The sequence below is a fragment of the Azospirillum sp. genome (assembly GCF_035627195.1).
Taxonomy (GTDB): domain Bacteria; phylum Pseudomonadota; class Alphaproteobacteria; order Azospirillales; family Azospirillaceae; genus Azospirillum.
The window spans coordinates 1-25,267 of record NZ_DASPMG010000431.1 but is presented as its reverse complement, the minus strand read 5'-3'; the positions used below and the strand labels follow the sequence as shown (position 1 = coordinate 25,267).

The window sequence follows — 25,267 nt, the reverse complement described above, 5'->3', positions numbered from 1 at the left end:
ACCGTGTTCGGCCCAGGCGAGCAGTGGTTCTACGCCCTGACCGAGGACGGCGTCGAGAACCTCAAGGAACTGATCCAAATCCACCGAACGCGACGCTGACCGCTTCGATCCGCATCCGCGTCACTCACCGGATGCGTACAGTTGTCGCGCATGAAGTGCCAGATGTTCTCCACCGGGTTCAGCTCGGGTGACGTCGGCGACAACGGCAGCAGGGTGATGTTGGCGGGGGTCGGCAGCTTGGCCGAGGTGTGCCAGCCGGCCTGATCGAGCAGCACGACGGCATGCGCGCCGGGCGCCACGGCGCGCGCGATCTCCTCCAGGTGCAGCGCCATCGCCGCGCTCGTGCAGCGCGGCCGGCCCAGGGCTGCCCCCTTGCCCTGGGCCGGCCGGGCCGAGAGGTTGCGAAAGCCCTAAGCGCGCAGTTCCCGGCTCAGCGTCTGCTTCGAGACAGAGACGCCGAACTCGTCCCAGAGCCAGTACAGCAGGTCGATGATCCGCCAGTGCACCGCCGGGAGCGGCCCCGCCTCGACGACTTGGCGCAGCGCCGCCCGATGCTGCTCCGCCAAACGCGGCTGCGGCCCCGGGGCCTTGCCGGTCAGCAGGCCCGCCGGTCCCGCGTCGTTGAAGCGCAGCACCCAGTCGCGCACCGTCTGCAAGCCGACCCCGCCGATCGCCGCCGCGGCCGAACGTGGTTCTCCGTCGTAGATCGCCGCCAGGGCGAGCAGTCGGCGGACTTGGCCGGGATCGTCAGAGGAGCGGGCAAGCCGGCGCAGGACGGCGGCATCGAAATCGCTGCGCAGCGGAACCGGAGCAGCCATGGTGGACCTCGTCGTCGTGGTCTCTCCGGTGAATCACACGGCTCTACCCCGCGGGAATCGCCGCATGAGTCGTACTCCGCAGGACTTGGTATAAGCGGCCGGGGCGCCGCGCCGCGCGACGCTCTGTGGGAACATCACCGGTGTGGACGCTGCCTGCGTGAACTCTCCGCACCCTTGGTTACCGTTCTCCAATATCCCGCTGCAATCTGACGAAATTTGTCGAAATTTTTAGGTCACAGGCACCGCCCGGGCCGGGTGTAATAGACCATCCGCCATTATTCGTGGCGTAGCTCGACCGACATACGCCCATAAGCAGCGCCCTTTCCTCGATTTCCTCTCGCCATCACCGCGCATCCGGCCGGCGCCGCCTTCGGGCGGGCCGGTCCACGCCCGAAGGACTGCCCATCCATGCCGACGCCCCTGCCCCGCCCTGCCCTTGCCGCTCCGTCCGCCGCCCGCCGCAGTTCCTTGCGGCGCAATCCCTACGCCGGCCTGCTGACCGGTCCGCTGATCGGCCTGCTGGCCGCCAGCCCGGCCTGGGGCCAGGGTGTGTGCACGGCCGGCACCTGCCTGTACGGCGACCAGTGGAACACCGCGGCCGCCAACGGCGGCAACGGCGGCACGGCCGGCACCGCCACCGCCGTGAACGCCGCCAACGCCAGCATCACCACGCTCGCCTTCGACGCCGACGGCCTGCTGTCGCAGGCGCTGGGCGGCATGGGCGGCCCCGGCGCCTTCGACACCGGCGAGGCGGCGACCCGCGGCGGCGGCGGCGGGGCCGGCGGCAACGGGGGCGCCGCCTCGGTCAGCAACAGCGGCACCATCGCCACCAGCGGCGCCCAGTCGGACGGCATGACGGCGCTCAGCACCGGCGGGGCCGGCGGCAGCGGCGGCGTCGCCGGCAACGCGGCCAGCGCCATCGGCGGCCCGGTCGGCACCGGCGGGGCCGGCGCCACCGCGTCTGGGTATCTGGTGGGGTCGATCTCCACGGCCGGCACGCAATCGTCGGGCATCTACGTCTTCAGCCAGGGCGGGGCGGGCGGCCAGGGCGGCGGCGTCACCGTCGGCATCGCCGGCGCCTACGCCCGGGGTGCGGCCGGCGCCACCGGCGGCACCGGCGGCAACGCCACGGTGACCACCCTGGCCGGCAGCGCCATCGCCACCACGGGCGCCCAGTCGGAAGGCATCCAGGCGACCAGCCAGGGCGGACAGGGCGGCAAGGGCGGCTCGGCCACCACCTCGGTCGCGTCCGATTCCGGCAACGGCGGGGCCGGCGGCAACGGCGGCGCCGTCACCGTCAACACGGCCGGCACCATCACCACCCAGGGTGCGGCGTCGCACGGCATCCTGGCCAGCAGCTACGGCGGCGGCGGCGGGGCGGCGGGCTACGCCTCCGGCCTGTTCGGCAACGCCGGCAACGGCTGGTCGGGCGGCGCCGGGGGCGCGGTGACGGTGACCAACAGCGGCGCCATCACCACCGGCGGCGCCAGCGCCGACGGCCTGTTCGCGCAGAGCGTGGGCGGCGGCGGCGGTGCCAGCGGCGTCAGCGTCGGGCTGGTGTCGGTCGGCGGCAGCGGCGGCTCGCCCAGCCCCGGCGGGCAGGTCACCGTCAACAACAGCGGCGCCATCGCCACCGGCGGCGAGCAGGCGGTCGCCATCGAGGCGCAGAGCGTGGGCGGCGGCGGCGGCAAGAGCGGCACCGCGGTGGCGCTGGTGTCGCTGGGCGGCAGCGCCGCGTCCGTCGGCAACGGCAACGGCGGCACGGTCGGCGTCACCAACGCCGGCACGCTAAAGACCGTCGGCAACTACGCCCCCGGCATCTTCGCCCAGAGCGTCGGCGGCGGCGGCGGCAGCGCCGGCAGCGCGGTCGGCTTCTTCTCCGTCGGCGGCAGCGGCGGCAGCGCCGGGTCGGGCGGCGGCGTCGCCGTCACCAACACCGGCGGCGTCACCACCCAGGGCGAGCGCGCCTTCGGCCTGCACGCGCAGAGTGTGGGCGGCGGCGGCGGCACCGGCGGCACGGCCGTGTCGATCAGCCCCGGCGTGGCCATCGGCCTGGGCGGCAGCGGCGGTGCGGGCGGCGGCGCCGGGCAGGTGCAGGTGACCAACAGCGGCGCGCTGACCACCAGCGGCGGTGCGGCAACCGGCATCCTGGCCCAGAGCGTGGGCGGCGGCGGCGGCAACGGCGGCGACGCCTACGCCATCGGCCTGTCGTTCCTGTCGCTGGGCATCGGCGGCAGCGGCGGGGCCGGCGGCCTGGGCGGCGAGGTCGACCTGACCAACAACGCGGCCGGCGCCATCGCCACCACCGGCAACGCCGCGACGGCGCTGCACGCGCAGAGCGTCGGCGGCGGCGGCGGCACCGGCGGCATGGCCTTCGCGGCGGCCGGCGCCCCGGCCTTCGCCGCGGCCATCGCGGTGGGCGGCTCGGGCGGCCAGGGCAACGCCGGCGGCACCGTCAACCTGACCAACCTCGGCACGCTGAGCACCACCGGCACCGACGCCGCCGGCATCAAGGCGCAGAGCGTGGGCGGCGGCGGCGGCGACGGCGGCAGCGCCACCTCGATCGCCGCGACGATCCCCGTGTGGCCCGACGTGCCCTCGGTCTCGCTCAGCGTCGCGGTGGGTGGCTCCGGCGGGGTCGGCGGGGTCGGCGGCGCGGTCAACGCCACCAACCGGGGTGCCATCACCACGCAGGGCGACGGCGCCAAGGCCATCCTGGCGCAGAGTGTCGGCGGCGGCGGCGGCAACGGCGGCGATTCCTCGGCCTATTCGGTGGCGATCGGCTCGACCCTGGCGGTCAACACCAGCGTCGCGGTTGGCGGCACCGGCGGCGGCGGCAACGACGGCGGGGCGGTCAACCTGACCTCCGGCGGTGCCCTGTCGACGGCCGGCGACCACGCCTACGGCGCGCACGCGCAGAGTGTCGGCGGCGGCGGCGGGTCGGGGGGCTTCGCCTCCACCGGCAGTGCCGGCGTCGCCCAGCAGACCGTCAACGTCAACGTGGGCGTCGGCGGCAAGGGCGGGGCCGGCGGCAACGGCGGCACGGTGCAGGCCACCACGTCGGGCACCGTCGCCACCACCGGCGACGGCGCGCACGCCCTGGTGTTCCAGAGCGTCGGCGGAGGCGGCGGCACGGCCGGCGGCGCCGACGGCCACGCCATCGGCCTGGGCAACGAGGGCGGGCAGGTCACCGTCAACGTCGGCGGTTCCGGCGGGGCGGCCGGCAACGGCGGGCAGGTCACGGCGAACAATGCCGCGGCCGTGACGGCCACCGGCGGCGGCGCCTACGGCGTCTTCGCACAAAGCGTGGGCGGCGGCGGCGGCAACGGCGGCAGCGCCAGCGGTGCCGCCTACGGCAACGTCATCCGCTCGTACCAGAACACGTACGCCAGCGGCATGAACTTCCTGAGCAAGTTCACCACGAAGATCACCGGCAACCGGCCGCAGAACCCGCTGGGCAACATCCAGGTGGGGGTCAGCGTCGGCGGGTCGGGCGGCGCCAGCGGCACCGGCGGGGCCGTCAGCCTGACCAACAGCGGCGCCGTCAGCACCGCCGGCAACCAGGGCTACGGCGTGTTCGCGCACAGCGTCGGCGGCGGCGGCGGCACGGGCGGCGTGGGCGGCTCCTCCACCTCGGCGGCGTCGGCTGGCGTCAACCTCGGCATCGGCGGGTCGGGCGGGGCCAGCGGTGCCGGCGGCGCCGTCACCGTCACCAACAGCGGCGCCGTGCAGACCCAGGGCACGCACGCCCACGCCGTGGTGGCGCAGAGCGTCGGCGGCGGCGGCGGCACCGGCGGCCACGGCGACGACGACGCCAACGCCAGCCAGATCAACATCGCGGTGACGCTGGGCGGCAGCGGCGGCGCATCGGGCAACGGCGGCACCGTGAACGCCACCAACACCGGCACGCTGAGCACCGTGGGCGACCACGCCATCGGTATCCTGGCCCACAGCATCGGCGGCGGCGGCGGCACCGCCGGAGCCGGCGACGGCAACTTCGGCAGCAAGAGCGTGGGGATCAGCGTCGGCGCCAACGGCGGCAACAGCGGCACCGGCGGCGCGGTCACCGTGTCCAACGGCGGCGCCATCACCACCACGGGCGCCCACGCGCACGGCATCCTGGCGCAGAGCAACGGCGGCAGCGGCGGCCTCGTCACCTCGGCCACCGGCACCGGCGGCACCTACGGCAACCTCAACCTCACCTTCGGCGGCACCGGCGGCGCGTCGGGCAACGGCGGCACGGTCACCGTCGGCAACACCGCCGCCATCGCCACGTCGGGCGTCGGCGCGCACGGCATCTTCGGCCAGAGCGTGGGCGGCGGCGGCGGGGCCGGCGGCGCCTCCGTCGTGTCGGGCGGCATCGGCTCGCTGAACTATTCGGTCGGCGGCAACGGCGGGGCCAGCGGCAACGGCGGGCAGGTCACGCTGACCAACGGCGCCGGCATCCAGACCACCGGCGACCACGCCTTCGGCCTGTTCGCGCAGAGCATCGGCGGTGGCGGCGGCGCCGGGGGTGCCGGGTCGGGCAGCGCCACCATCGGCATCGCCGCGATCACCAACGTGACGGGCGGCAACGGCGGCGCCAACGGCACGGGCGGCTTCGCCTCGGCGACCAACAGCGGCCGCATCGTCACCAGCGGCCAGAACGCCCATGGCGTGCTGGCGCAGAGCATCGGCGGCGGCGGCGGCCTGACGCTGGCCGCGTCGGGCGGCAACGCCGGCAACAACAACGCCTCCAACCCCTTCGGCACCGTGCTGGCCGGCAACGCCGCCGGCGGTGGCAACGGCGGCGCGGCGACGGCCGCCAACAATGGCACGGTGTGGACCACCGGCACCGGCGCGTCCGCCCTGTTCGCGCAGTCGATCGGCGGCGGCGGCGGCATCGCCGGCGTGGCCTCGGCCGGCTACACGGTGCCGCTGTTCGACTGGAACCTGCAGGTGCTGTCGGCCGACACGCGCCAGGGCCAGCCGGCCAACAACGGCGACGGCGGTGCCGTGACCGTGACCGTGACCACCGGCGCCAACTCCATGACCGCCACCAGCGGCATCAACGCCCCGGCCATCCACGCCGAAAGCTTCGGCGGCGGCGGGTTGTCGACCAGCTTCCTGGTGGAGGGCGCGCCGGTCGACGGCTCGGCCGGGGGCCGCGGGCGCGGCGGCACGGTGTCGGTCACCGTCGGCGGCACCGTGCAGGCGACGGGTGCCAGCTCGTCCGGCGTGCTGGCGCTCAGCTCCGGCGGCATGGGGTCGAGCGGCATCACGGTCACCGTCAACCAGGGCGCCACGGTCACCGGCGGCACCGGTGCGGCGTCCGGCGTCCACATCGTCGGCGGCGTCAACAACACCATCACCAACGCCGGCACCATCCAGGCGGCGTCGGGCACCGCCATCACCGCCACGCCCGACAGCATCTACCGCCTGAACCCCAACGCCGTGCCGGCGCCGTCGCTGCGGCTGACCAACACCGGCACCATTTGGGGCAGCATTTCGGCCACCACCGGCACCAACAGCCTGTCCAACAGCGGCCAGCTGTTCTCCGGCTCGACCATCAACCTCAACAGCGGCGCCTTCACCAACGCCGGGACGCTCAGCCCCGGCGGGGCCGGCGCCATCACCACCACCACGCTGACCGGCAGCCTGACCCAGACCGCGGCCGGCCTCTACGCCCCCGACGTCGACTACGCCAACCGCCGCAGCGACCTGCTGAGCGTGTCGGGCACGGCCTACGTCGGCGGCGGCATCGCCCCGGTGCTGGCCAACCCGGTGCCCGGCGCGGGATCGCTGACCGTGCTGCAGGCGACCGGCGGGCTGACCCCGGCCGCGGGGCTGCAGGCGCTGTCGAACTTGGCTGCCTATTCCTACACGCTGTCGACCACGTCCACGTCGCTGGCCGTCGGGCTGAACGCCGACTTCACGCCCACCGGCGCGGCGCTGAACGCCAACCAGCAGCAGATCGCCGGCCACCTGCAAAGCCTGTGGAACAGCGGCGCCACCGACGCTGCCTCGGTCAGCCTGTACAACAGCGTCGCCACCGCCACCAGCGGCCAGGCGCTGGGCGCCGTGCTGAACCAGATGGGCAGCACCGGCGCGCACGCGTCCGCCGCCGGTTCGGCGGCGCAGGCGCACAGCTTCGCCGACAACCTGCACAGCTGCCCGACCTTCGCGCAGAACGGCGCCACGGCCGGTGAAAGCGAATGCGTGTGGCAGCGCACCGTGGGCCACATCGCCACCCAGCGGACCACGTCCGACGTGGAGGAGGGCTACGACGTCCGCGCGGTGGTGGTGCAGGTCGGCGCGCAGAAGCCGGTGGCGCCGGGCTGGGTGGTCGGCCTGTCGGCCGCCTACACCGCCGACCGCGTGCGCAGCACCGGCGACACCGTCTCCAGCACCTCGCAGGGGTTCCGGATCGGCGGCGTCGTGAAGCGCGAACTGGGCGCCTGGACGCTGTCGGCCGCCGGCTATGCGGGCCTGAACTGGTTCGACGGCCGCCGCACGCTCAGCACCGGCAACGGCGTGGCGGAGGCGACCTCCTCCGGCATGACGCAGCAGGCGGGCGGGCGGCTGCGCGCCGCCTACGTGGTGGGCGGCGAGGGCTGGTACGTGCGCCCCTACGCCGACCTGGACGTGTCCTACACGCGGGTGCCGGGCTACACCGAGCGGGGTGCGGGCACCCTGAACGTGCGGTCGGAGGCGGCCTCGCGCGTCCTGCTGTCGGGCTCGCCGATGCTGGAGTTCGGCGGGCGCTTCGCGTACGACGACCTGCGCATCCGCCCCTACGGGGCGGTGGGCGTGGTGGCCCATTCCGACGGCGCCTGGGAGGTGAAGCAGCGCTTCGAGGGGTCGGCGCCGGGCGCGTCGTCCTGGACCTCCTCGCTGCCGACGCCCAAGCTGCAGGGCAAGGTGAACCTGGGCGTGGAGATCCTGAGCGGCAGCGGGTTCGAGGTGAAGGGCGAGTACGGCGTCCGCTTCGCCGAGGGCTACGTCGGCCAGACCGCCGCCGTGCGCCTCGCCCACCGGTTCTGACCGGCCCCCTGCCCCACCCGGCCGGCGCTCACGGCCTCCCGTCGCCCCAAAGGCGGCGGGAGGCTCTTGCGCAAATCACTGAACAATGTACAATAACGGGCATTGTTCGCATTTGTCGCGCCCCGATGAGTTCGCCCCCCAATGCCAACGCCGCCCCTGCCGGGCGGCGCGAACGCAAGCTGGCTCAGACAGCCCGGCACGTGGCGGAGCGTGCGTGGGAGCTGTTCGAGCAATTCGGCTATGAGCAGGTCACGATGGAGGCGATCGCCAATGCCGCCGACGTCGCACGCGGGACCTTGTACAAGCATTTCCCGACCAAGGAGGCCCTGGTCGCCTATCGCTTCCAGCAAGACCAGATCCAAGGACGGCCCGCGGTTCAGGAAGCCGTGTCGAAGGCGCCCGACATCGTCGAGGCCTTCCGGTGCGTGCTCCGCATGGAGGCCGGCTATGCCGAGCGGAACCGGAGCTACGTGGGCCCCTATGTCTTCCACCGCCTGGGCAATGCTCACGAAAACCCGGATCCATTCGAGAACGACGACTTCGCCGTTCTGGCCTTGCAACTGATCCGCCGGGGACAGGAGAACGGAGTGATCAGCACGGACCTGGACGCGCGGTCACTGGCGGAAGGCATCATCTACTTGCGGCTGGGGGCGATGTTGCGATGGCTGCGCGAGCCGGAGACGGCCCTGGCCGATCTTTACGCCGGGATGCTGCACGCCTTCCTCCATGGCGCCTTGCAGCGGCCGCAGCCGGAATAGGTGGGACATGCTCTCTTCACTCCATCAGCACTGGTCCAATTTCAAGACGTCACTCCTGCGGGCGGCGCTGCGCGCGGAGTACCGGGGCGCCGGCCTGTCGCCCAGGCAGGCGCATCTCAGCTTCGGAGACGTCGCGTATTTCGAGAAGCCCGGCGTGCCGGGACACGAATGCATCATGCTGCTGCACGGCGCCGGTGCCGACAAGAACGGCTGGTGCCGGTTCCTGAAGCACCTGCCATCCAAGGGCCGCGTGATCGTTCCCGACCTGCCGGGGCACGGGGAGAGCGTCCGGAGCCCGGATCTCAGCTACACGATCGGCCAGCAAGCGCGGTATATGCGCGAATTCCTGGATGCGCTGGAGATCGATACGCTGCATCTCGTGGGGCATTCCATGGGGGCGGCCATCGCCCTGCGCATGGCGCACGCGCAGCCGGATCGGGTGCGCAGCTTGATCCTGATCGGCGCCGGCGGCGCGGAAAGCACGCCCAGCGAACTGCGCCGCGAATTCGATCGCACCGGCGTCCACCCCATGATGGGCATCCGGTCCCTGGAGGACTACAAAGCCCTCATCAAATGGGGAATGAACAAGCCGCCGTACATTCCGGGCATGTTCCTGAGCGTTCTGGCCGATGAGAAGATCCGGCGCCGCGACATCGAGCGAAAGATCATCCTGGATGCCACACGGGACATGGATCTGGCGGACATCCTGCCGCACATAACCCAGAAAACGCTGATCCTGTGGGGATCCGCCGATCGCGTCGTCCACCCGGACGACGCCGAGTTGCTGCGAAGCAGGATAGCCCTGAGCAGGAAAGTCATTCTGGACGGCATCGGGCATGTTCCCATCGTGGAGGCGCCGGCGCTTTCCGCGCGCCACTGCGCGGCATTCCTGGGGGAGCGAGACGACAGGGGGACACCATGAACGTGCGGAACGTGCATTCCCGAACACTGCCGACGTCCTTGGACGCCGCAGGGACGCTGATCGACGGGCTGGCTTCCGATGGGGACCGCCTGTGGCCCTGGGAACGATGGCCGGCGATTCGCTTCGACGGGCCGCTGGCGGTTGGGGCGAAGGGCGGCCACGGCCCGGTCCGCTACACCATCCAGCAGTACGAACCCGGGCGTTCCATTCTGTTCCGGTTCAGCGCACCGAAGGGATTCCTCGGCACCCACAGGCTTTCGGTCGAGAGCACCGACAGCGGCGGCGTCCGTCTGGTGCACACCCTCGAGATGGTGGCGGCCGGACCGGCGCGATTCAGCTGGCCCCTGGTTTTCCGTCCCCTGCATGACGCGCTGTTGGAGGATGCGTTGGACAAGGCCGAGCGCGCCTTCGGAGGCCGGCCCACCGCGGCGCGTTGGTCCCTGTACGTCCGGGCGCTGCGCCGCCTGCTTCGGCGGCGCCGTCAGGGGCGTGCAGGGTGAAGGCGGGTGTCGAGGGCGAAAGGCTCCTGCGAGCGCAGGGCGTAGCTTCCGGCGGCGGCGGACGCGACAAACAGCAGGTTCCAGCTGTGGGTCGACACCGCGCTCGGAATCAGGACGAACTTGTGCCTCCTGAGCAGGTCGTCACCGAAGGCCTGCTGTCCGGCGCCGGGTATGCCGGGCCGCAGCCAGTTGGGGTTCGGCACCGACGCCGGATCGACCACGTGCACCGCCGACGGGTCGGTTACGGTCAGCGCCGTCAGCACGTGCGGCACCGTGTCCAGCACGGCGAAGCCGGTGTGGACCGCCACCTCGAGGATGGCCGTGGACGGGTCGATCGAGCAGTATACGGCGCGCGTGCCTTTGCCGTTCCAACGGCCCCCGGCCAGGAAGGCGCCTTCGCCGCTGTCCCAGGTTGCCGCGAAGCGCTCCCGGTCGAGCCGCCAGGCGACCAGGTCGCGGCCACCCAGCGCCGCTGGCAGCGGCGTCACACGTAGACCCCGTGCTCAAGGCGCGTCAGCAACTCCTCGACCAGTTCGACGCCGGCGGGCGTGGACAGCAGATCGATCGGACGGCGTTGGTCGAGGCCGACCGCCGGGCGGTCGAGCCACTGCTCCGCCGCCTCCTGCGATCCGAACACCACCGTGGCCTTGGCCAGGATTTCCGCGAACTTCCAAGTCCGGCCGCTCTGCTCCTGGCTGAGCGGCCGGGCGGGATCGTCCCTGCGGCGCTGGAAGGTGCGCAGGCTCATGCCCACCGCCTTCTCGAACGACGTGGAACGCTTCAGGACGACGAGGTGGCCGACGAGGTGCTCCAGCGCCCCGCCGGGCAATCCCTTCACAAGCATCTCGTGCGCGTCGAGCGCGGTGCGGACCGGCTGGCGCAGGACGCGCGTCCCGCCCAGAAGATCGGCCACCCTCTGGACGTCCGTGCCGCCGGCCTCCATCGCCCTTCCGTGTGCCGTCGCCATTCGCCCCTCACCGACACGTGTCGCCACAAGATATGACAGGTGACGCATGCCCATTCAAGATCCGGTGCGAAGCGGCTCAACTCCTCGGTCACGGCCCGGCGGCCGCCCCATTCAGGAGAATTCCGCGAGCGCCGAGCGCGCCAAAGGCGCCAGGGTTGGCCAATCACCCAATTGCCGGTTGATTTTACGGGAGACTATCTCCATCGTTTCCCGCATGCGCATCGTCTTCCCGAACGTCCGCAGCAGGTCCGGCGCAAAGGCTTTCATCGGGCGAACCGCCTGCCGCGCGCCGATCGTTGCGCCCGTCCTCGTCCCGGGGCGGGCGACGGGGTCCGGTGCGGCCTTCAACCTGGGACCTCGCCCGCGACATGGCGCATCTCGCTGACGGACCAGATCCGGAACCCGATCCGCCGGCCGTCCCGAACGAGGCCGCGTCGCCCGTGGCTGCCCCTTCCGCCGGCCGGCCGGGCCGCGCCGTGGCCGGCATGGCCGCCGTGCTGGTTCTCGCAGCACTCGTCGTCGCCGCCCGGTTCTGGCTGCCAGCCCCGTCCGGCGCCGATGCCGCCGGGGCGCCGCCGGGGCCACGACCGGGGGCACGGACGGTGGAGGTGGTGGCGGCACCCTCCACGTCGCGCGTCACCGTGCTGGGCACGGTCGCCGCCGGCAAGGCCGTGCCGGTGCTGGCGCCCTTCGACGGCACGGTGCGCGAGCGCCGCGCGCAGCCCGGCGATCGGGTGGAAGCCGGCGACGTGCTGGTGGTCATGGACCCGGGCGAGATGCAGAGCCGCCTGCGCGACGCCCGGGCGGGCCTGTTAAAGGCGGAGATGGCCGTCCGGGCGCTGGCCCGCTGGGAGGACAGCCCCGACGTGTTGCGCGCCCGGCGGGCGCTGCAGGCGGCCGAGGCCGGCCTTGCCACGGTCACCCAGCAGCTGGCGGAGACGAAGGCCCTGCTCAGCCGCGGCGTCGTCGCGCGGAACGAATACGACGGGCTGGTGCAGCAGCGCGCCGCGCAGGAGCTGATGGTGGCCAACGCCCGGCAGGACCTTGCCGCGACGCTGGAGCGCGGCAGCGACGACAACCGGCGGCTGGCCGAACTGGACCACCAGAATGCCAAGGCGCGCCTGGACGACCTGCTGACGCAGATCGCCGACACGGAGCTGCGGGCGGCGGCGGCGGGCGTGCTGACGCGCCCGCCGGCCGGCGGGCCGGGCGTCCCCCTCCCCCCCGCCGTCGAGCCGGGCGCGCGGGTGACCCGCGGCCAGCCCCTGTACGCGATCGCCGACGCCGCGGCCCTGGTGGTCGCCGGGAAGGTCGACGAGGTGGACATCAACCGCGTCCACCTCGGCCAGCCGGCGTGGATCGAAAGCGACGCGTTCCCGGGGGCGCCGATCGCCGGCCGCGTCGTCGGCATCAGCGCCGAGGCGGACAGCCAGCAGGGCAGCCGGGCCCCCGCCTTCGAGGTGCGCGCGGTGTTCTCCGGCGACGGCGCGCTGCGCCGCGGCGTGCGCATCGGCATGTCCGCGCGCCTGTCCATCGACGTCGCGTCCAATCCCCAGGCCATCGTCGTGCCCATCGACGCCGTCCGCGACGCGGCGCTGGCGCCGCACGTGGTCGTACGCGACCCCCGGTCGGGGGAAACCCGCAGCCGGGACGTCGTCCTGGGCGCCACGCGAAACGACGGCGTGGAGGTCCTGTCCGGCCTCGCGGTCGGCGAGATCGTCGTGCTGCCGTAAGGTGCGGTGCATTGTCGCGGCTGTACAGGATACAGGTCCGCACAACCGCCGATAACGGGCGCGCTTAGCAATCAAAGAAAATTCGATACATCCTTGAAGTGTATTATCGCGTTGAGCGTTCAATTTTATTGCATTACGCTTTATGCACTCTCCTGCGGAGAGAAAAACACCAAACAAGGAAACGTCATGAACCTCGCTCTCAGGACTCTCGCGCCGCGCTTCGCCCTTGCCGCCGCCGCCGCGGCCATGACCCTCGCCGGTGCCGCGTCGGCCCAGGCCGGCATGCTGACGACGGTCACCGTCAAGAACAACACCGCCTACCCGATGACTTTCCGTTCGCCGAGCGGGCAGATCCTCGGCACGGTGTCGCCGAATCCGCCGGGCGTGGCGCCGATCAACGGCGGGACGTCGATCTTCACGGTCAACAGCACCTACAGCAACATCGCGTCCATTCACTTCTACTTCGAGAATGGCAGCCGCGGCTGCAAGTTCGACACGTCCTACACCACCAGCGGCGGCTACACGAAGGCGGCCACCTCGTCCGGCAGCACCTACGTGAGCTGCACGGCCACGCTGACGTCCTTCAACTCGATCACGCACGATTACACGATCACCTTTACCCTGAACTGAAAACAAAAGCGGCGGATGCGCGTCAGCGCATCCGCCGTCTTGCCGTGATCGGGGCTGTTCAGAGCGTGATGTCGATCCGGGCCGCGGCGTCCCGCGTGGCTGTGCCGGCGCCCTGGCGTGCCTTCTGCAACCCGGAGGCGTCCGTCCCATCCTTGAAGAGCGTGATCCGGCTGAGGTCGTCGACGTAGGACCCGTCGTGCACGGAGGTCCAGGTCCCTTCCTTGCTGCGGATCGTCTGCGCCAGGAAGTTGACGACGGGGTCGCCGCTGTCGACGTTCTCCGCCTTTTCCCCGGGGTGGTCGCGCGTCATCGACGATTCATAGTTCGTTTGCGCGACCGCGCGATTCAGCCGCCAGTTGTCCGACGCCTTCTCCTCGGCGCTCACCGTGTCGAGGAAGCGGACGCCGGCCAGGAAGCCGCGGGCCGGGTCGCGCTGGAAGCCGGCGGGATCGTCCATTCCCGTCGCTTCGACCAGCTGCTGCGACATGACCGTCTGGGCGAAGGCCTGTTCGTCCTTGCTGAACAGGCCGCCGCTGTTGCTGGCGATGGCGTGCAGCGACCGGCGGTCCATCCCCTGGAACGCCGCGTCGATGTCGGCCTGTGATCCCTGATTGGCGCCCATGCCCAGCGTGCGGCCGGATTCCTTCATCCGGGCCAGATTGGCGTCGAGCGCCGCGCGCGCGTCGGTCGTCACCTCGGCGAAGCTCTTCGCCGCGGGGGCGCCCGCCGGCGCCGGTGCGGCCGGCGCCGAAGCGGACAGCGACACGACCACCGGCGGCTTGGCGTCCGCCGCCTCCCCGACCGTGCCGGCCTTGGCCCCAGCCGGCGGCTTGGCCGGCGCGAATATCCTGGTCAGGGAGGAGCCTGTATCGTGTGCCACGGAACCGACGGCGCCCATCGCATCCTCCGTATCAGGAGAAATTCTCGAAAAAGATGTACCACCTCGTGGGCCGCGGCACAACACACAGGTTTGGCAGGCCGAGGGGTTTTTAAACCATCGAGGGTGGCACGCGGGGCCGCCGGGTCGCGGCCTACTGGCTGCGCAGCGCGGATATCGGATCCAGCCGCGCAGCGCGGCCGGCCGGATAGCTGCCGAAGAAGACGCCCACCACCAGCGCCATCGCCATGGCCAGCGGCAGCGCCATGGGGGCGGCCTCGAACGGCCAGCCGGACGCGGCGGCGAACAGCCAGCCGGCCGCGTACCCCACGCCGCAGCCGGCCGCGCAGCCGGCGGCGGAGAGGATCAGCGCCTCCAGCAGGAACATGGCGCGGATGTCGCCGCGGCTGGCGCCGATGGCCATCCGCAAGCCGATTTCCGGCCGCCGCTCCAGCACGCTCATCAGCATGACATTCATCACGCCGACGCCGCCCACGACCAGCGATACCGCCCCGATGGCCAGCAGCAGCAGGCCGTAGATGCGCATCTGCGCCTCCACCGCGTCGATCATCTGGCGAGCGGTCTGCACGCGGACCCCCGGTTCGGGCACCCGCGCGCGGAAATACGCGTGAAGGGCCTGCCCGGCCGCGCCGTCGTCCCCGCCGTCGTCCGCGTCCGGCGCCCGCTGCACGGCGACGGTGGTGATGGCCGGATGGCCGGCGAAGCGCCGGGCCGCGGCGAATGGAACGATCACGCTCCGGTCCGGGTCGATGCCCAGCAGGGTGCTCGGGGCGACCGGCAGCAGGACCCCCGCCACGGTCACCACCTGGTCGTTCACGGTCACCGCGTCGCCGGGCTCGACCGCGCGGCCGGTCGCGACCGCCAGCGACCGGGCGGTCTCGCCGCCGATCACGGCGAACGGGGCGTGCCCGTCGAGGTCCGACACGAAGCGGCCCTTCGCCAGCCGCAGCGCCAGCAGCGCGCCAAGCTCCGGCGGGCCGGCGACGACGCTGGCGCTGATCTCCTGGCGGCCGGCCTTGATGGTGCCGCCCAGTTGGACGACGGCGGCGGCCCGCAGGACGCCGGGCAACGCCCGCGGCAGCGCCTTGGCCGCGTCCGGCGGAATGACGGCGGCGCCGCGGGCGTCGGATTCCGGCGTGACGGCGATCAGGTCGACGCCCATCGCCGCGAACTGGCGCAACGCCTCGCCGCGCGCGCCGTGCCCGATGTGCAGCATGGCGACGACCGCCGCCGTGCCGATGGCGATCCCCAGCAGCGCCAGCACCGTCCGGCCCCGCAGTGCTTGCAGGTTGCCCGCGGCGTCGGCGGCCAGTTCCCGCCAGACGCCCGTCCGCGACACCGGCCCCGTCACGCCGTCCCTTCCACCGAACGCTCCTCCACCGGACGCCCTTCCACCGAACGCAAGGCGCCGCGGTTGTCGTCGACGAGGCGGCCATCCTGCATGACGATCCGGCGCGGGCAGCGGGCGGCGATCGTCGGATCGTGGGTGACGATCAGCATGGTGACGCCGAGGTCGTGGTTGAGCGCGAAGAACAGGTCCATGATCCCGTTGGCCGACCGGCTGTCCAGGTTGCCGGTCGGCTCGTCGGCCAGCAGAAGCGGCGGATCGCCGACCAGCGCGCGGGCGATGGCCACCCGCTGGCGCTGGCCGCCCGACAGCTCGTCCGGCCGGTGCGCCGCCCGGCCGCCGAGGCCGACCCGGTCCAGCGCCGCAACCGCCAGCGCACGGCGCCGCGCCGCCGGCATGCCGCGGTACAGCAGCGGCAGCGCCACGTTGTCGAGCGCGCTCAGACGGTGCAGCAGGTGGAAGGACTGGAAGACGAAGCCGATCCGCTCGTTGCGCATCCGCGCCAGCGCGACGTCCGGCAATCCGGTGACCGGCGTCCCCGCGATGCGGATCTCGCCCGTGTCCGGCCGGTCGAGGAGGCCGGCCAGGTTCATCAGCGTCGTCTTGCCCGATCCCGACGCGCCGGTCAGCGCGCACACCTCGCCCCGCGCCAGCGTGAAGGTGACGCCGGCCAGGACCGGAACGGCCCCGTGCCTGCCCTCGTACCGTTTCGATACGTCCCGTAACCGCAGCATCGCGCATCCCCGTGTGCGGCCGCGATCATACACGCCTGCGTGGTGGATCGCACGGCCCGATCTACCGCGCCGGGACGTCGGTACGGGGAGTGATGCGGCCCTGCGCCTTCAGGCGCCGCTGGTTATCAGAAGCCCGCCTCGCGCTGGAACACGCCGACCGCGCGGCGGAACAGGCGGGCGGCCAGCGCCTCCGGCTGCCCGTGCACGGTGATGCGGCCGAGGACGACGTGCTCGGGCAGGTGGGCTGCGCCCTGGCCGCGCAGGTGCACCTGGAAGCTGGCCTCGACCGGCACCAGGGCGTTGTCCTTCGTCGCCGTCACGGCGACGTCGCCGCCGAAGGTGGAGGCGGCGTAGGGCGTGTCCAGCTCGCGCAGGGCGAAGCCGTCGATGCGCGCGATCTCCACGTCGAAGGGCGGGAAGTCGGCGTTGCGCGGGAAGAACCGGCCGCGCATCCCGGCGCCCAGGCGGCCGAGGTCCGCCTCCGTCACATAGGCGACGACCCCAGCGGATTCGGGCGCCACCACGGACAGCACCGCCTCGTTCCGGGCGATCCAGCTGCCGGCGCGGATGCCCGGCTGCACATCGATGACCGTCCCGTCGAAGGGCGCCAGCACACGGTTGCGCTCGCGCTGGCGCAGCAGGGTGCGCAGCTGCTCCGCCTGGGAGCGCAGCTCGGCGCTCAGCACGTTCTGCTCGCCCAGGAAGGCGTCGCGCAGGCCGCGCACCGACAGCTGCCATTCCAGGATCTCGATCTCGCGGCGGGTCTGGTCGATGCGGAAATCGACGTCCGGCGTCTCGACGGTGAGGATGGGCTCCCCCGCCGCGACGCGGCCGCCGGGGGCAACGGCCAGCTCGGCGACGCGCCCGCCGGCCGGGGCGTAGACCACCGTGTGGCGCTCGGCCCTGTAGACCGCCGGCAGCGTCACCGTCGTCCGCCACGGCGCGAAGAGCGCGGCCCCCAGCAGCGCCAGCAGCACGGCGCTGCGCGCCATGGTCTGGTTGAAACGAAGGCCGGCGCGGCGTGCCGCCATGGTGCGGACCTCCTGGACCAGGGGCTTGATCATCGAACCGTACGCCAGGACGGCGACCAGAAGCAGCCCCAGCGCCTTGAACACGAGGTGGTAAACGATCGCCGCGTAGCCGAAGAACAGCAGGAAGCGGTACAGCCACACCGCCACGCCGAAACCCGCCAGCGGCCGCCCGGCGCCGCCCGGCGGCGGCGGATCGCCCAGGCCGTACAGGAACTCCCGCATCCGCCAGCGGGCGGCGGCGATGGCGCGTTCGTGCAGGTTCTCGATGCCCAGCGCGTCCGACAGGATGAAATAGCCGTCGAAGCGCATGAGCGGGTTCAGGTTGATGGTCAGCGTCAGCAGCCACGTGCTGCTCGACAGCACGAAGCAGACGCTGCGCGCCGGCCCCTCCGGCAGCAGGTTCCACAGGAACAGCGCCAGCGCCGCGATCGCCAGCTCCACCTTGATGCCGGCCGCGGCGATGGCCAGCCGCTGCCGGCGCGACGGCAGCCGCCACGCGTCGGAGGCGTCGGTGTACAGCACCGGCCACAGCAGCATCAGCCCCACGCCCATGGTCGCCACCCGGCAGCCCAGCCGGTGGGCGGTGTAGGCGTGGCCCAGCTCGTGCAGCACCTTGACGCCGGCCAGCGCACCGCCGAACAGCAGCGCCCCTTCCAGGTTGAAGAAGTGCAGGAAGCTGCGGAAATAGACGTCGGCCTGCCGCGCCGTCAGCAGCAGCCCGGCCAGCCCGACCGCCGCCACGATCCAGCGCGTCGCCGGGTGGAAGCACCACGCCACCAGCCACGCGGTGCGCGCCAGGAAGCGATCGGGCCGCACCAGCGGGATGCGCAGCGACAGGTAGCTGCGCAGCAGCCAGCGCACCCCGCCCACGCGCGCCCGCGCCGCCATGTCGCGCAGGCGCTTGCGCCCGCCCTCCCCATCCGCGGCGATGAGGGCGTTGCGGCGCAGGAAGCGGGTGAACTCCTCGACCGCGTCGGGGGTGACGCGCACGCCGGCCTCGCGCGCCAACTCCGCCGCCACCGCGGCGGGGTCGCCGCGCTCGACCGCGTGCAGCATGGCCACGTCGGTCCAACTCAGGCGGAAGTAGCGGTTGGCGGCGGGGTCGTGCAGCACCCACAGCGCAGCGCCGTCGCCGTCCTGCCCGACCTGCCGCAGCGTCAGGTCCTGGCGCAGGCGCACCGGTTCGTGCCGGGGGGCGCCGCCGGCCGCGGTGAAGGCCAGTCCCATCGGCTCACACCCCGATCCACTGCCGCAGGGCGGCGACGGGGCGGCGGAACAGGTAATGGTACAGCGGCACCGTGTCACCGTGCACCTTGGCCGTGCCGCGCAGGCCCAGGCGCGGCAGCGGCTGCCCGCCGTCGAAACGGGCCACCAGCCGGAAGGCCAGCATGCCGTCGGGCGAGGTCGTCGCCTGATAGTTCGCCAGCCGCACGCGGCCGTGGATGGCGCGTTCCGGGTCGATGTTGAGGAACAGGTCCACCGGGGCGTCCGGCGGCAGCACGATGCTGTCGCCGACCGGCAGCCAGATCTCCAGTTCCACGTCGTCGGGCTCGGCGACCGTCATGATGCGCTCGCCCAGGCGCACCGGCCGGCCGCGCAGCGTGGAGGCGTCGGCGATCATGACGATGCCGGCCTTCTCGGCCGGGACGGCGATGCGCTGCAGCAGCGTCTCCACATGCGCCACCTCGGCGCGGCGCTGCTCGATGCGGTTGCGCAGGATGGGCAGCAGCGTCTTGGAATCCTGGTTGGTGACGGCGCCCTGCTGCGCCTGCCGGTATTCCGCCAGCGCGATCTCCAGCCCTTGCTGCACCACGCCCAGGCGGGTCCGCAGCTCGGTGTCGTCGAGGCGGAACAGAGTCTGCCCGGCGGCCACGGCGGCGTTCGGCTGCACCAGCACGGCGTCGATCACGCCGTCCTGGGGTGCCCGCACCACCTCGGGGTCGTGCGCCACCACCTCGGCCGGGGCGAGGGCCGACAGGCGCACGGGCAGCCATTGCACCGCCACCGCCGCGGCCAGCGCCGCCACGCCCAGCGCCCGGCGGATGCGGGCGGCCCCCGCCGGCTTCGGCATGAAGCGGCGGCGGCTGACCAGCCGGTCCAGCGCGTGGCCGGCGGCGTCCGACCAGTGGCGCAGCAGGCGGACCTCCTCCTCCCGCCACGCCTCGGCACGGGCGAGCAGCAGGCCGCCCAGCACCGGGCCCCCCTGCCCCGGGCCGCCCGCCGCCAGCGGCAGCCACAGGGCGTGCGCCGCCAGCATGTCGCCCCATTCCGCGCCGATCGCCGGCGGCGCGTCGTCGGCGGTCAGCACCGCCGGCTCCTTGGGGAAGCGGGCCATCAGGTCGCGGCACAGCCGCTCGCACCACAGCGTGAACGGCGCCTCCCGGCTGGGCGCCGGCACGCCGGACACGGCGGCGACGCGCAGGCGGCCGTGGCGCGGCCGGCAGAAGACGGCGCTCTGCACCGGCGCGATCACCGCCGTGTCGTTGACCAGCACGAAGCCCAGGTCCTCGACGTCGGCCGCCTCCCGCGCCCGCTTCATGAGCAGCAGGAGCGACGCCATGCCGGTGATCTGCCGGTCGCGCGGGTCGGACGCGGGCGCAGGTGCAGCCGTGGATGCGGCGGCAGTGGAAGCAGCAGCGGAAGCGGCGGCGGTCATGGCGGACCCTGCGAGCCAGACGGGGAAAAGCGCACGAAGCCGCTCATGCCCGGCAGCAGGCCGGGCGGCGGGGCGTCCAGGCGGCCCAGCAGGCGGATGGTCTGGCTGACCGGATCGACGCGGCCGACGATGCGGTCGACCTTCGCCGCCAGCGACCGGCCGTTCTCGTCGAGCGTGAGGGAGAACGGCGATCCCTCGCGCAGCCAGCGCAGCCACACCGACGGGACCACCATCTCCACTTCCAGCGAGCCGGTGTCCACCAGCTCCAGCAGGGCCGTGCCCTCCGCCACGTGCTGGTGCGCCTGCGCCGGCTTGGCAACGACCGTCCCGGCGAAGGGGGCGCGGATCTCGCACTTGCGCAGCGTGGCGTCGATGGCCGCGACTTCGGCCCGGGCGGCGTCCACCTCGGCGCGCGACAGGTCGAACTCCAGCACGCTAGCGGCGTTCAGCTTGGTCATGCGCTCGGCCACCCGCAGCTTGGCCTGCGCCTGGGTCAGCCGGGCGCGCGCCAGCGCGGATGATGCCTGCTGAACCGAGCACTCCAGCGACGCCAGCACCGCGCCCGCCGCCACCGTGTCGCCCTCGGCCACCGGGAAGCCGGAGACGACGGCCGACAGGCCGGCGGACAGGGTGGTGTGCTGGCGGGCGCGCAGCTGGGCGCGTACCTCCGCCGTATCCGTGCCTTCCGGTGCGGCGGCCGGGGCCGGTGCGGCGGCCAGGGCCGGCCCGCCGGCCAGCAGGGCCAGGGCGAGGGAAAGCGCCGTCAGCGCGCGGCGGTGGCTGGGCATGGGGGTCACCCGCGGTTCACGAATGCACCCGGCAGCCGGCGCTGATGGGCTTGGCCTGGGTGCAGAAGTCCCGCGCGCGGGCGGGATCGGCAAAGCCCTCAACGACCACGCGCCACGCCGTGCCGCCGTCGGCCGCCCGCGCGCTGCGGGTGGCGAGGTTCAGCCCGTCCAGCAGCCCGGCCGGCAGTGCCCGGCGGAACCGCGCCACCTCGGCCACCGCCCCCTCCTCGCTGCGCACCGTGGCGAGCTGGACATAGCTCGGCGCGGCCGGAGCGGCCATCGGGACGGCGGGCGGCGGGGCCGGACGCTCCTCCGGCGCGGGGGCCGGCGCAGGGGCCGGCGCGACGGCCGGGGGCGTTTGTTCGGGGCTGGACTTGGCGGGCATCGGGACGTCCGGAAGGTCGCCGCGCTCCCACGTGGCGAAGCGGTCGCGCAGCACCGCCGCGAGATCGGCGGTGTTCATGGTCTCGAAGTTTTCCGGCACGGGGTCGAGTGACAAACTTACGAAGATGGTGCCCAGCGCGTCCTGCGCGTCGGCGTAGGCCTGCAGGTTCTGAAGCTGCGCGCGCAACGCCGAGGCGGTGGTCCGCACGCGGTCCAGCGGCGACCCGCCCTCGCTGGCCTCGGCACTCTTGGACAGGCGCAGGATCTCCTTCTCGATGGTGTCGATCTCGTGCGCGCGGTCCAGCTGGTTGCGCCGGTCCAGGTAGCGGCGCAGCGCCACCTGCACCTGCGTGATGGTGGCCATGCCCAGCGCCAGCCGGCGCACCTCGGCCGCCTCCTGGCGCCGCTCCGACTGGTCCAGCACCGCCGGCGTGGAGAGCACGCGCATGATGTTCCACGTCACGCGGGCGGACAGCTCGGCCCAGGCGTTGTCGACGAGGAAGCTGTTGCTGTCGTACTGGCCGATGGCGCCGAACTCGATGCCCGGCAGCAGGCGCATCAGCGCCTTGCGGGATTCCAGCCGTTCGTTGCGCGCGCTGTAGACCTGCTCGGTCACGTCCACGGAGTTGACCAGGGCGGTCAGTTCCAGCGCGTCGGCGTCCTTGGCGATCTCCGGCAGGGACGGGAAGGTGTCCGGGATGGCCAGCTGGACCGGCTGGGCCGGCGGCAGGTTCATCAGGCGCGCCAGCTCGATGGCGGACAGGTCCAGGCTGCGCTCCAGCACCTCCAGCTGCCCGGTGATGTCGAGGAGCGTGCGCTTGATCTGCAGCGTCTCCAGGGGCGGCTGGAGGCGCTCGCTGGAGACGCTGTTCAGGCTGGCCAGCGTCTCGCGCGCCTCGCCCAGCACGCGCTTCACGTCGGCCTTGATCATCTGGGCGGCGACGGCGCGCCAGTAGGCCGCGCGGGTCTGCTGGAGCAGGTTCAGCATCAGGCGCTTGCGCGCACCCCTGGCGATGAGGGAGCGGTTCGCCTCCTGCTTGGCCTGGTAGTAGCTGACGCCGAAGTCCAGGATGTTCCAGGAAAAGCGCAGGTCGGCGACCTCGCGCCCGCGGTCCTGCGAGTAGGACGGCTCCAGCGACTGCTGGCGGGTCAGGACGGAGATGCTGCGCGAGGCGCCCTCGTTGGTCCGCTCCACATAGCCGGCCGAGGCGGCCAGCAGCGGCAGCATGTCATAGCGCGCCAGATCGGCCTGCCCGCGCGCCAGCGCCTCCTCCATCAGCCGGACGCGGTGGTCGAGGTTGTAGAGCAGGGCGCGCGCCATGGCCGTCTCCACGGTGACCGGCCCGTTCAGCGGATCCTGCTGCTGGATCGAGGCGATGGTGGCGCGGTCCTTCATCACGACGTCCAGCATCTGGGCCGGTGTCACCGGCTCGGGCTTGACCGAGCAGGCGCCGAGCAGGCCGAGGCAGGCGGTGGCGAGCAGGAAACGCTGGAAACGCTTGGGACGGTGCACGGGAACTCTCACGCAGGGCTTCACTTGGGTGCGGGTGGTGGTCACGGTGTCGGTCACGGGGCGTTGCTCACAGGCGGTCGAAGACCGCGCGGATGTCGGCCAGGAAGCCGCCGCGCTCGTGCAGCAGGCCGAAGCGCCCGGCCAGGCGCACCTGGTCGGCCAGATCCGGCTTGCCGACCGGCCCGGCGTCGGCCCGGCGCTCGCCCGGCGGCCCGTTCTCGTTGGCGGGCTCGCCGGCCGGCGACCCGTCGGGCGGTGCCGCGCCATCGGACGGCGGAGCGTCGCCGGGGGCGGCGTCGTTCGCCGGCTGGGGTTGCACCGGCTGGGATTGCGGCGGTGTCGGCTGGTCGCCGTCCACCGGCTGCGCCGGTGCGGCCTTCGCCTTGGAGGCGTCGGTCTGCGCGGCGAAGTTGATGGCGAAGCTGGTGCTGGCCGTGTTGCCGTCGGAATCGCGGGCGAGCACGCGGACGGTGAGCGAGTCCATGTTGGACCGCTTGGCCGCCACGGCGTCGACCGTGAAGCTGCGCGAATCCGGGTCGAAGCGGACGAAGTCCGGCAGCGGCGCGCCGTCGGACTGCGTCGCCTCGACGCGGATCTGCGCCGACGGGTTGTCGTGCTGGAAGGCATTCTCCGGGATGGTGAAGCTCTGGCTCGACTGCTCGCCCACCACCCGGTCCTGCAGCGCGATGGACAGGCGCACGGGCGATTCCCCGCCGTTGTCCGTGCCGAAGGTGTTGCCCTGGTTGGACGAGGACAGGCTGTTGGGCGTCGTCTGGTTGCCGATGAAGCCCGGCCCGCCCGTTCCCGTCTGCGTGTCCGACAGCGTCAGGGGGGGCATGGCGGTCGACGTCGTGCCGGGCGTCGTGCCCGGCGCCGTCGGCCCGAACACGGTCAGCCGCGGCGGGTCGCCGGGCAGCGTGATCGTGACCGGCGGCGCGCCGGTGGTCGTGCCCGTCGTGGTGCCGGTGGCCGTTCCCGTGCCGGTCCCCGGGGTGGTGGGGGTGGTCGGCGTGACCGGGGTGGTGGGCGTCGTCGGCAGCGTCGTCGGCGTCGTCACCGGCGGGATGGTCGGCGTGACGACCGGCGGCGTGACGGGTGGCGTCGTCGGCGGAGACGTGGGCGTGGTGGGCGGTGTGGTCGGCGTCTCCGGCGTGGTGGGAGGCGTCGTGGGAGGTGTGGTCGGGGGCACCACCGGCGGCGTGTGGGGCGTCGGCGGGGTGGGCGGCGGGGTGGGCGGCGTCGGCGTTTCCGGCTCCGGCGCCGGCGGCGCCGGGATGGACACGGTGATGGTCTGCGTGGCCGTCAGCGGCCCCTGCGGGCCGGTGTTGCCCAGGTCGTCGACGGTGACCGTGATGCGCGCGGTGCCGGTGCCCGTCCGCGTGTAGCCGACGCCGTCCAGCGCCACCTGCACGTCGGCCATCGCGCCGGTGACCACGACCTGCGACGCGGACACGGTGGTGACCGTCACGTTGGCGCCCGTCGGCACGCTCAGCGTTCCGACGTCGGCGCTGAGGGTGACGGCCACGGTGCCGCCCGGCGTCTCCGCCACGTCCACGTCGGACAGGCGGATCACGCTGTTGCTGGCGGTGCCCAGCGTCAGGGTCTGGCCCTGCGCGATCTGGAGCGTCGTGGTGTCGACGGTGACCGACGGCGCGTCGTTCACCGGCGCCACGACCAGCGCGATGGTGCGCGACACGCTCTCGCGGGTCTGGTCGCCGTCGCCGGTGCCGGGCACCCCCGGCGCGTCGGGGTCGTCGCCGGTGTTGCCCTGATCGCTGGTGACGATGACCAGTTGGTCGGTGCCGTTGGTGTTCGCTCCACCCTGGTACACGAGGCCGGCCAGCGCCGTGTTGAGGTCGCCCTGCGTGCCGGTCAGCGTGATCGTGGCGCCGCTCAGCGTGCCCACGCTCAGCGTGCCCTGCCCGACCGCCAGCGTCACCGCCAGCGTGCCGGTACCGGCGTCCACGTCCGACACCCGGATCGCGTTCGTGCCGTTCAGCGTGAAGGCGGTGTCCTCGTACAGTCCGGTCACGGTGCTGACGGCGGTGATCGACGGCGCGTCGTCCACCGGGTCGATGACGATGCCCACCGTGTGCGCCGCCGTCAGCGAACCGGGGGTGCTGCCGCCGTTGGCGCGGTCGTCGACCGACAGCACCAGCGAGTCCGCCCCCGTCTGGTCGAGGCCGCCGGTGTAGACCAGCCCGCCCAGCGCGGCGTTGATGTCGGCGATCGAGCCGGACAGCGTCACCGCCCCGCTGTTGGCGCCGCTGACGCTCACCCCCGCCGTGCCGTCGAGGGCCAGCGTGCCCTTGCCGGCCGTCAGCACCACCTGCACGGTGGTGGTCCCGCCGGCGTCGTCCTTCACGTCGGCGATGGACAGCGCGTGGCTGCCGGTGAAGGCGAAGGTCGTCTCCTCGTACAGCGTGGCGGCGGTGGCGCCGGATGCCGTCGGGGCGTCGTTGACCGGGCGCACGCTCAGGGCCACGGTGCGCATGGCGCTCTCGTGCGCCGGGTCGCCGTCGCCGCTCAGGCCCAGCGAGCCCAGCGTGTCCGGGTCGGCGCCG

General features: G+C 72.9%; 16 protein-coding genes and 2 pseudogenes. 6 read left to right on the top strand and 12 right to left on the bottom strand.

Annotation, left to right across the window (positions count from 1 at the left end; translation table 11 throughout):
• Positions 1–140: 140 nt before the first annotated feature.
• Positions 141–818, bottom strand: a pseudogene (locus tag VED21_RS36810) (helix-turn-helix domain-containing protein); the annotation flags it as partial.
• A gap of 408 nt (positions 819–1,226) precedes the next feature.
• Between VED21_RS36810 and VED21_RS36805 the strand changes: the two are divergent.
• The 4 genes from VED21_RS36805 to VED21_RS36790 all read left to right on the top strand — a co-directional run bounded on the left by VED21_RS36805 (position 1,227) and on the right by VED21_RS36790 (position 10,021).
• On the top strand, positions 1,227–7,841 hold the full coding sequence (locus VED21_RS36805) for an autotransporter outer membrane beta-barrel domain-containing protein (protein WP_324891133.1): 6,615 nt from the start codon (positions 1,227–1,229) through the stop codon (positions 7,839–7,841).
• Between the two features lie 125 nt (positions 7,842–7,966).
• Positions 7,967–8,599: a helix-turn-helix domain-containing protein gene (locus VED21_RS36800; protein WP_324891131.1), complete on the top strand. Its 633-nt coding sequence runs from the start codon at positions 7,967–7,969 to the stop codon at positions 8,597–8,599.
• Between the two features lie 7 nt (positions 8,600–8,606).
• The gene (locus VED21_RS36795; RefSeq protein WP_324891130.1) at positions 8,607–9,521 is read left to right on the top strand and encodes an alpha/beta fold hydrolase; all 915 of its coding nucleotides are present in this window, start codon (positions 8,607–8,609) and stop codon (positions 9,519–9,521) included.
• A complete protein-coding gene (locus tag VED21_RS36790) occupies positions 9,518–10,021 on the top strand; it encodes a hypothetical protein (protein WP_324891128.1) in 504 nt (167 codons plus the stop codon). The genes VED21_RS36795 and VED21_RS36790 overlap by 4 nt, the downstream gene beginning before the upstream one ends.
• Here VED21_RS36790 and VED21_RS36785 read toward each other — a convergent pair.
• From VED21_RS36785 to VED21_RS36775, 3 genes are all read right to left on the bottom strand, one after another.
• Positions 10,003–10,509, bottom strand: a complete 507-nt coding sequence (locus VED21_RS36785) for an RES family NAD+ phosphorylase (RefSeq protein ID WP_324891126.1) — start codon at positions 10,507–10,509, stop codon at positions 10,003–10,005. The genes VED21_RS36790 and VED21_RS36785 overlap by 19 nt on opposite strands.
• Positions 10,506–10,988, bottom strand: a complete 483-nt coding sequence (gene parS / locus VED21_RS36780) for a type II toxin-antitoxin system Xre/ParS family antitoxin (RefSeq protein ID WP_324891124.1) — start codon at positions 10,986–10,988, stop codon at positions 10,506–10,508. Before parS ends, VED21_RS36785 begins: the two co-directional genes overlap by 4 nt.
• A 111-nt stretch (positions 10,989–11,099) precedes the next feature.
• Complete coding sequence (locus VED21_RS36775) at positions 11,100–11,336, bottom strand: hypothetical protein (protein WP_324891122.1); 237 nt, start codon at positions 11,334–11,336, stop codon at positions 11,100–11,102.
• A gap of 92 nt (positions 11,337–11,428) precedes the next feature.
• Between VED21_RS36775 and VED21_RS36770 the strand changes: the two genes are divergently transcribed.
• Both VED21_RS36770 and VED21_RS36765 read left to right on the top strand, forming a co-directional pair.
• The gene (locus tag VED21_RS36770; protein WP_324891120.1) at positions 11,429–12,721 is read left to right on the top strand and encodes an efflux RND transporter periplasmic adaptor subunit; all 1,293 of its coding nucleotides are present in this window, start codon (positions 11,429–11,431) and stop codon (positions 12,719–12,721) included.
• A gap of 186 nt (positions 12,722–12,907) precedes the next feature.
• The gene (locus tag VED21_RS36765; protein ID WP_324891118.1) at positions 12,908–13,351 is read left to right on the top strand and encodes a hypothetical protein; all 444 of its coding nucleotides are present in this window, start codon (positions 12,908–12,910) and stop codon (positions 13,349–13,351) included.
• 58 nt (positions 13,352–13,409) lie between these two features.
• Here the strand turns inward: VED21_RS36765 and VED21_RS36760 are convergent, their stop codons facing one another.
• The 8 genes and pseudogenes from VED21_RS36760 to VED21_RS36725 all read right to left on the bottom strand — a co-directional run.
• Complete coding sequence (locus VED21_RS36760; protein WP_324891116.1) at positions 13,410–14,231, bottom strand: hypothetical protein; 822 nt, start codon at positions 14,229–14,231, stop codon at positions 13,410–13,412.
• A 151-nt stretch (positions 14,232–14,382) separates the two neighbouring features.
• A complete protein-coding gene (locus VED21_RS36755) occupies positions 14,383–15,600 on the bottom strand; it encodes an ABC transporter permease (protein ID WP_324891115.1) in 1,218 nt (405 codons plus the stop codon).
• On the bottom strand, positions 15,597–16,331 hold the full coding sequence (locus VED21_RS36750) for an ABC transporter ATP-binding protein (RefSeq protein WP_324891113.1): 735 nt from the start codon (positions 16,329–16,331) through the stop codon (positions 15,597–15,599). Before VED21_RS36750 ends, VED21_RS36755 begins: the two co-directional genes overlap by 4 nt.
• A gap of 125 nt (positions 16,332–16,456) precedes the next feature.
• Positions 16,457–18,589 carry an HlyD family efflux transporter periplasmic adaptor subunit gene (locus VED21_RS36745; protein ID WP_324891111.1) on the bottom strand — a complete coding sequence of 711 codons (2,133 nt, stop codon included), beginning with the start codon at positions 18,587–18,589 and terminating at the stop codon, positions 16,457–16,459.
• A gap of 4 nt (positions 18,590–18,593) precedes the next feature.
• A complete protein-coding gene (locus VED21_RS36740; RefSeq protein WP_324891109.1) occupies positions 18,594–20,018 on the bottom strand; it encodes an efflux RND transporter periplasmic adaptor subunit in 1,425 nt (474 codons plus the stop codon).
• Positions 20,015–20,806, bottom strand: coding sequence for an efflux RND transporter periplasmic adaptor subunit (locus VED21_RS36735; protein WP_324891107.1), 792 nt, complete (start codon positions 20,804–20,806; stop codon positions 20,015–20,017). Before VED21_RS36735 ends, VED21_RS36740 begins: the two co-directional genes overlap by 4 nt.
• Before the next feature lie 16 nt (positions 20,807–20,822).
• Positions 20,823–22,760: a TolC family protein gene (locus VED21_RS36730; protein WP_324891105.1), complete on the bottom strand. Its 1,938-nt coding sequence runs from the start codon at positions 22,758–22,760 to the stop codon at positions 20,823–20,825.
• Between the two features lie 10 nt (positions 22,761–22,770).
• Positions 22,771–25,267: pseudogene (locus tag VED21_RS36725) on the bottom strand (hypothetical protein); the annotation flags it as partial.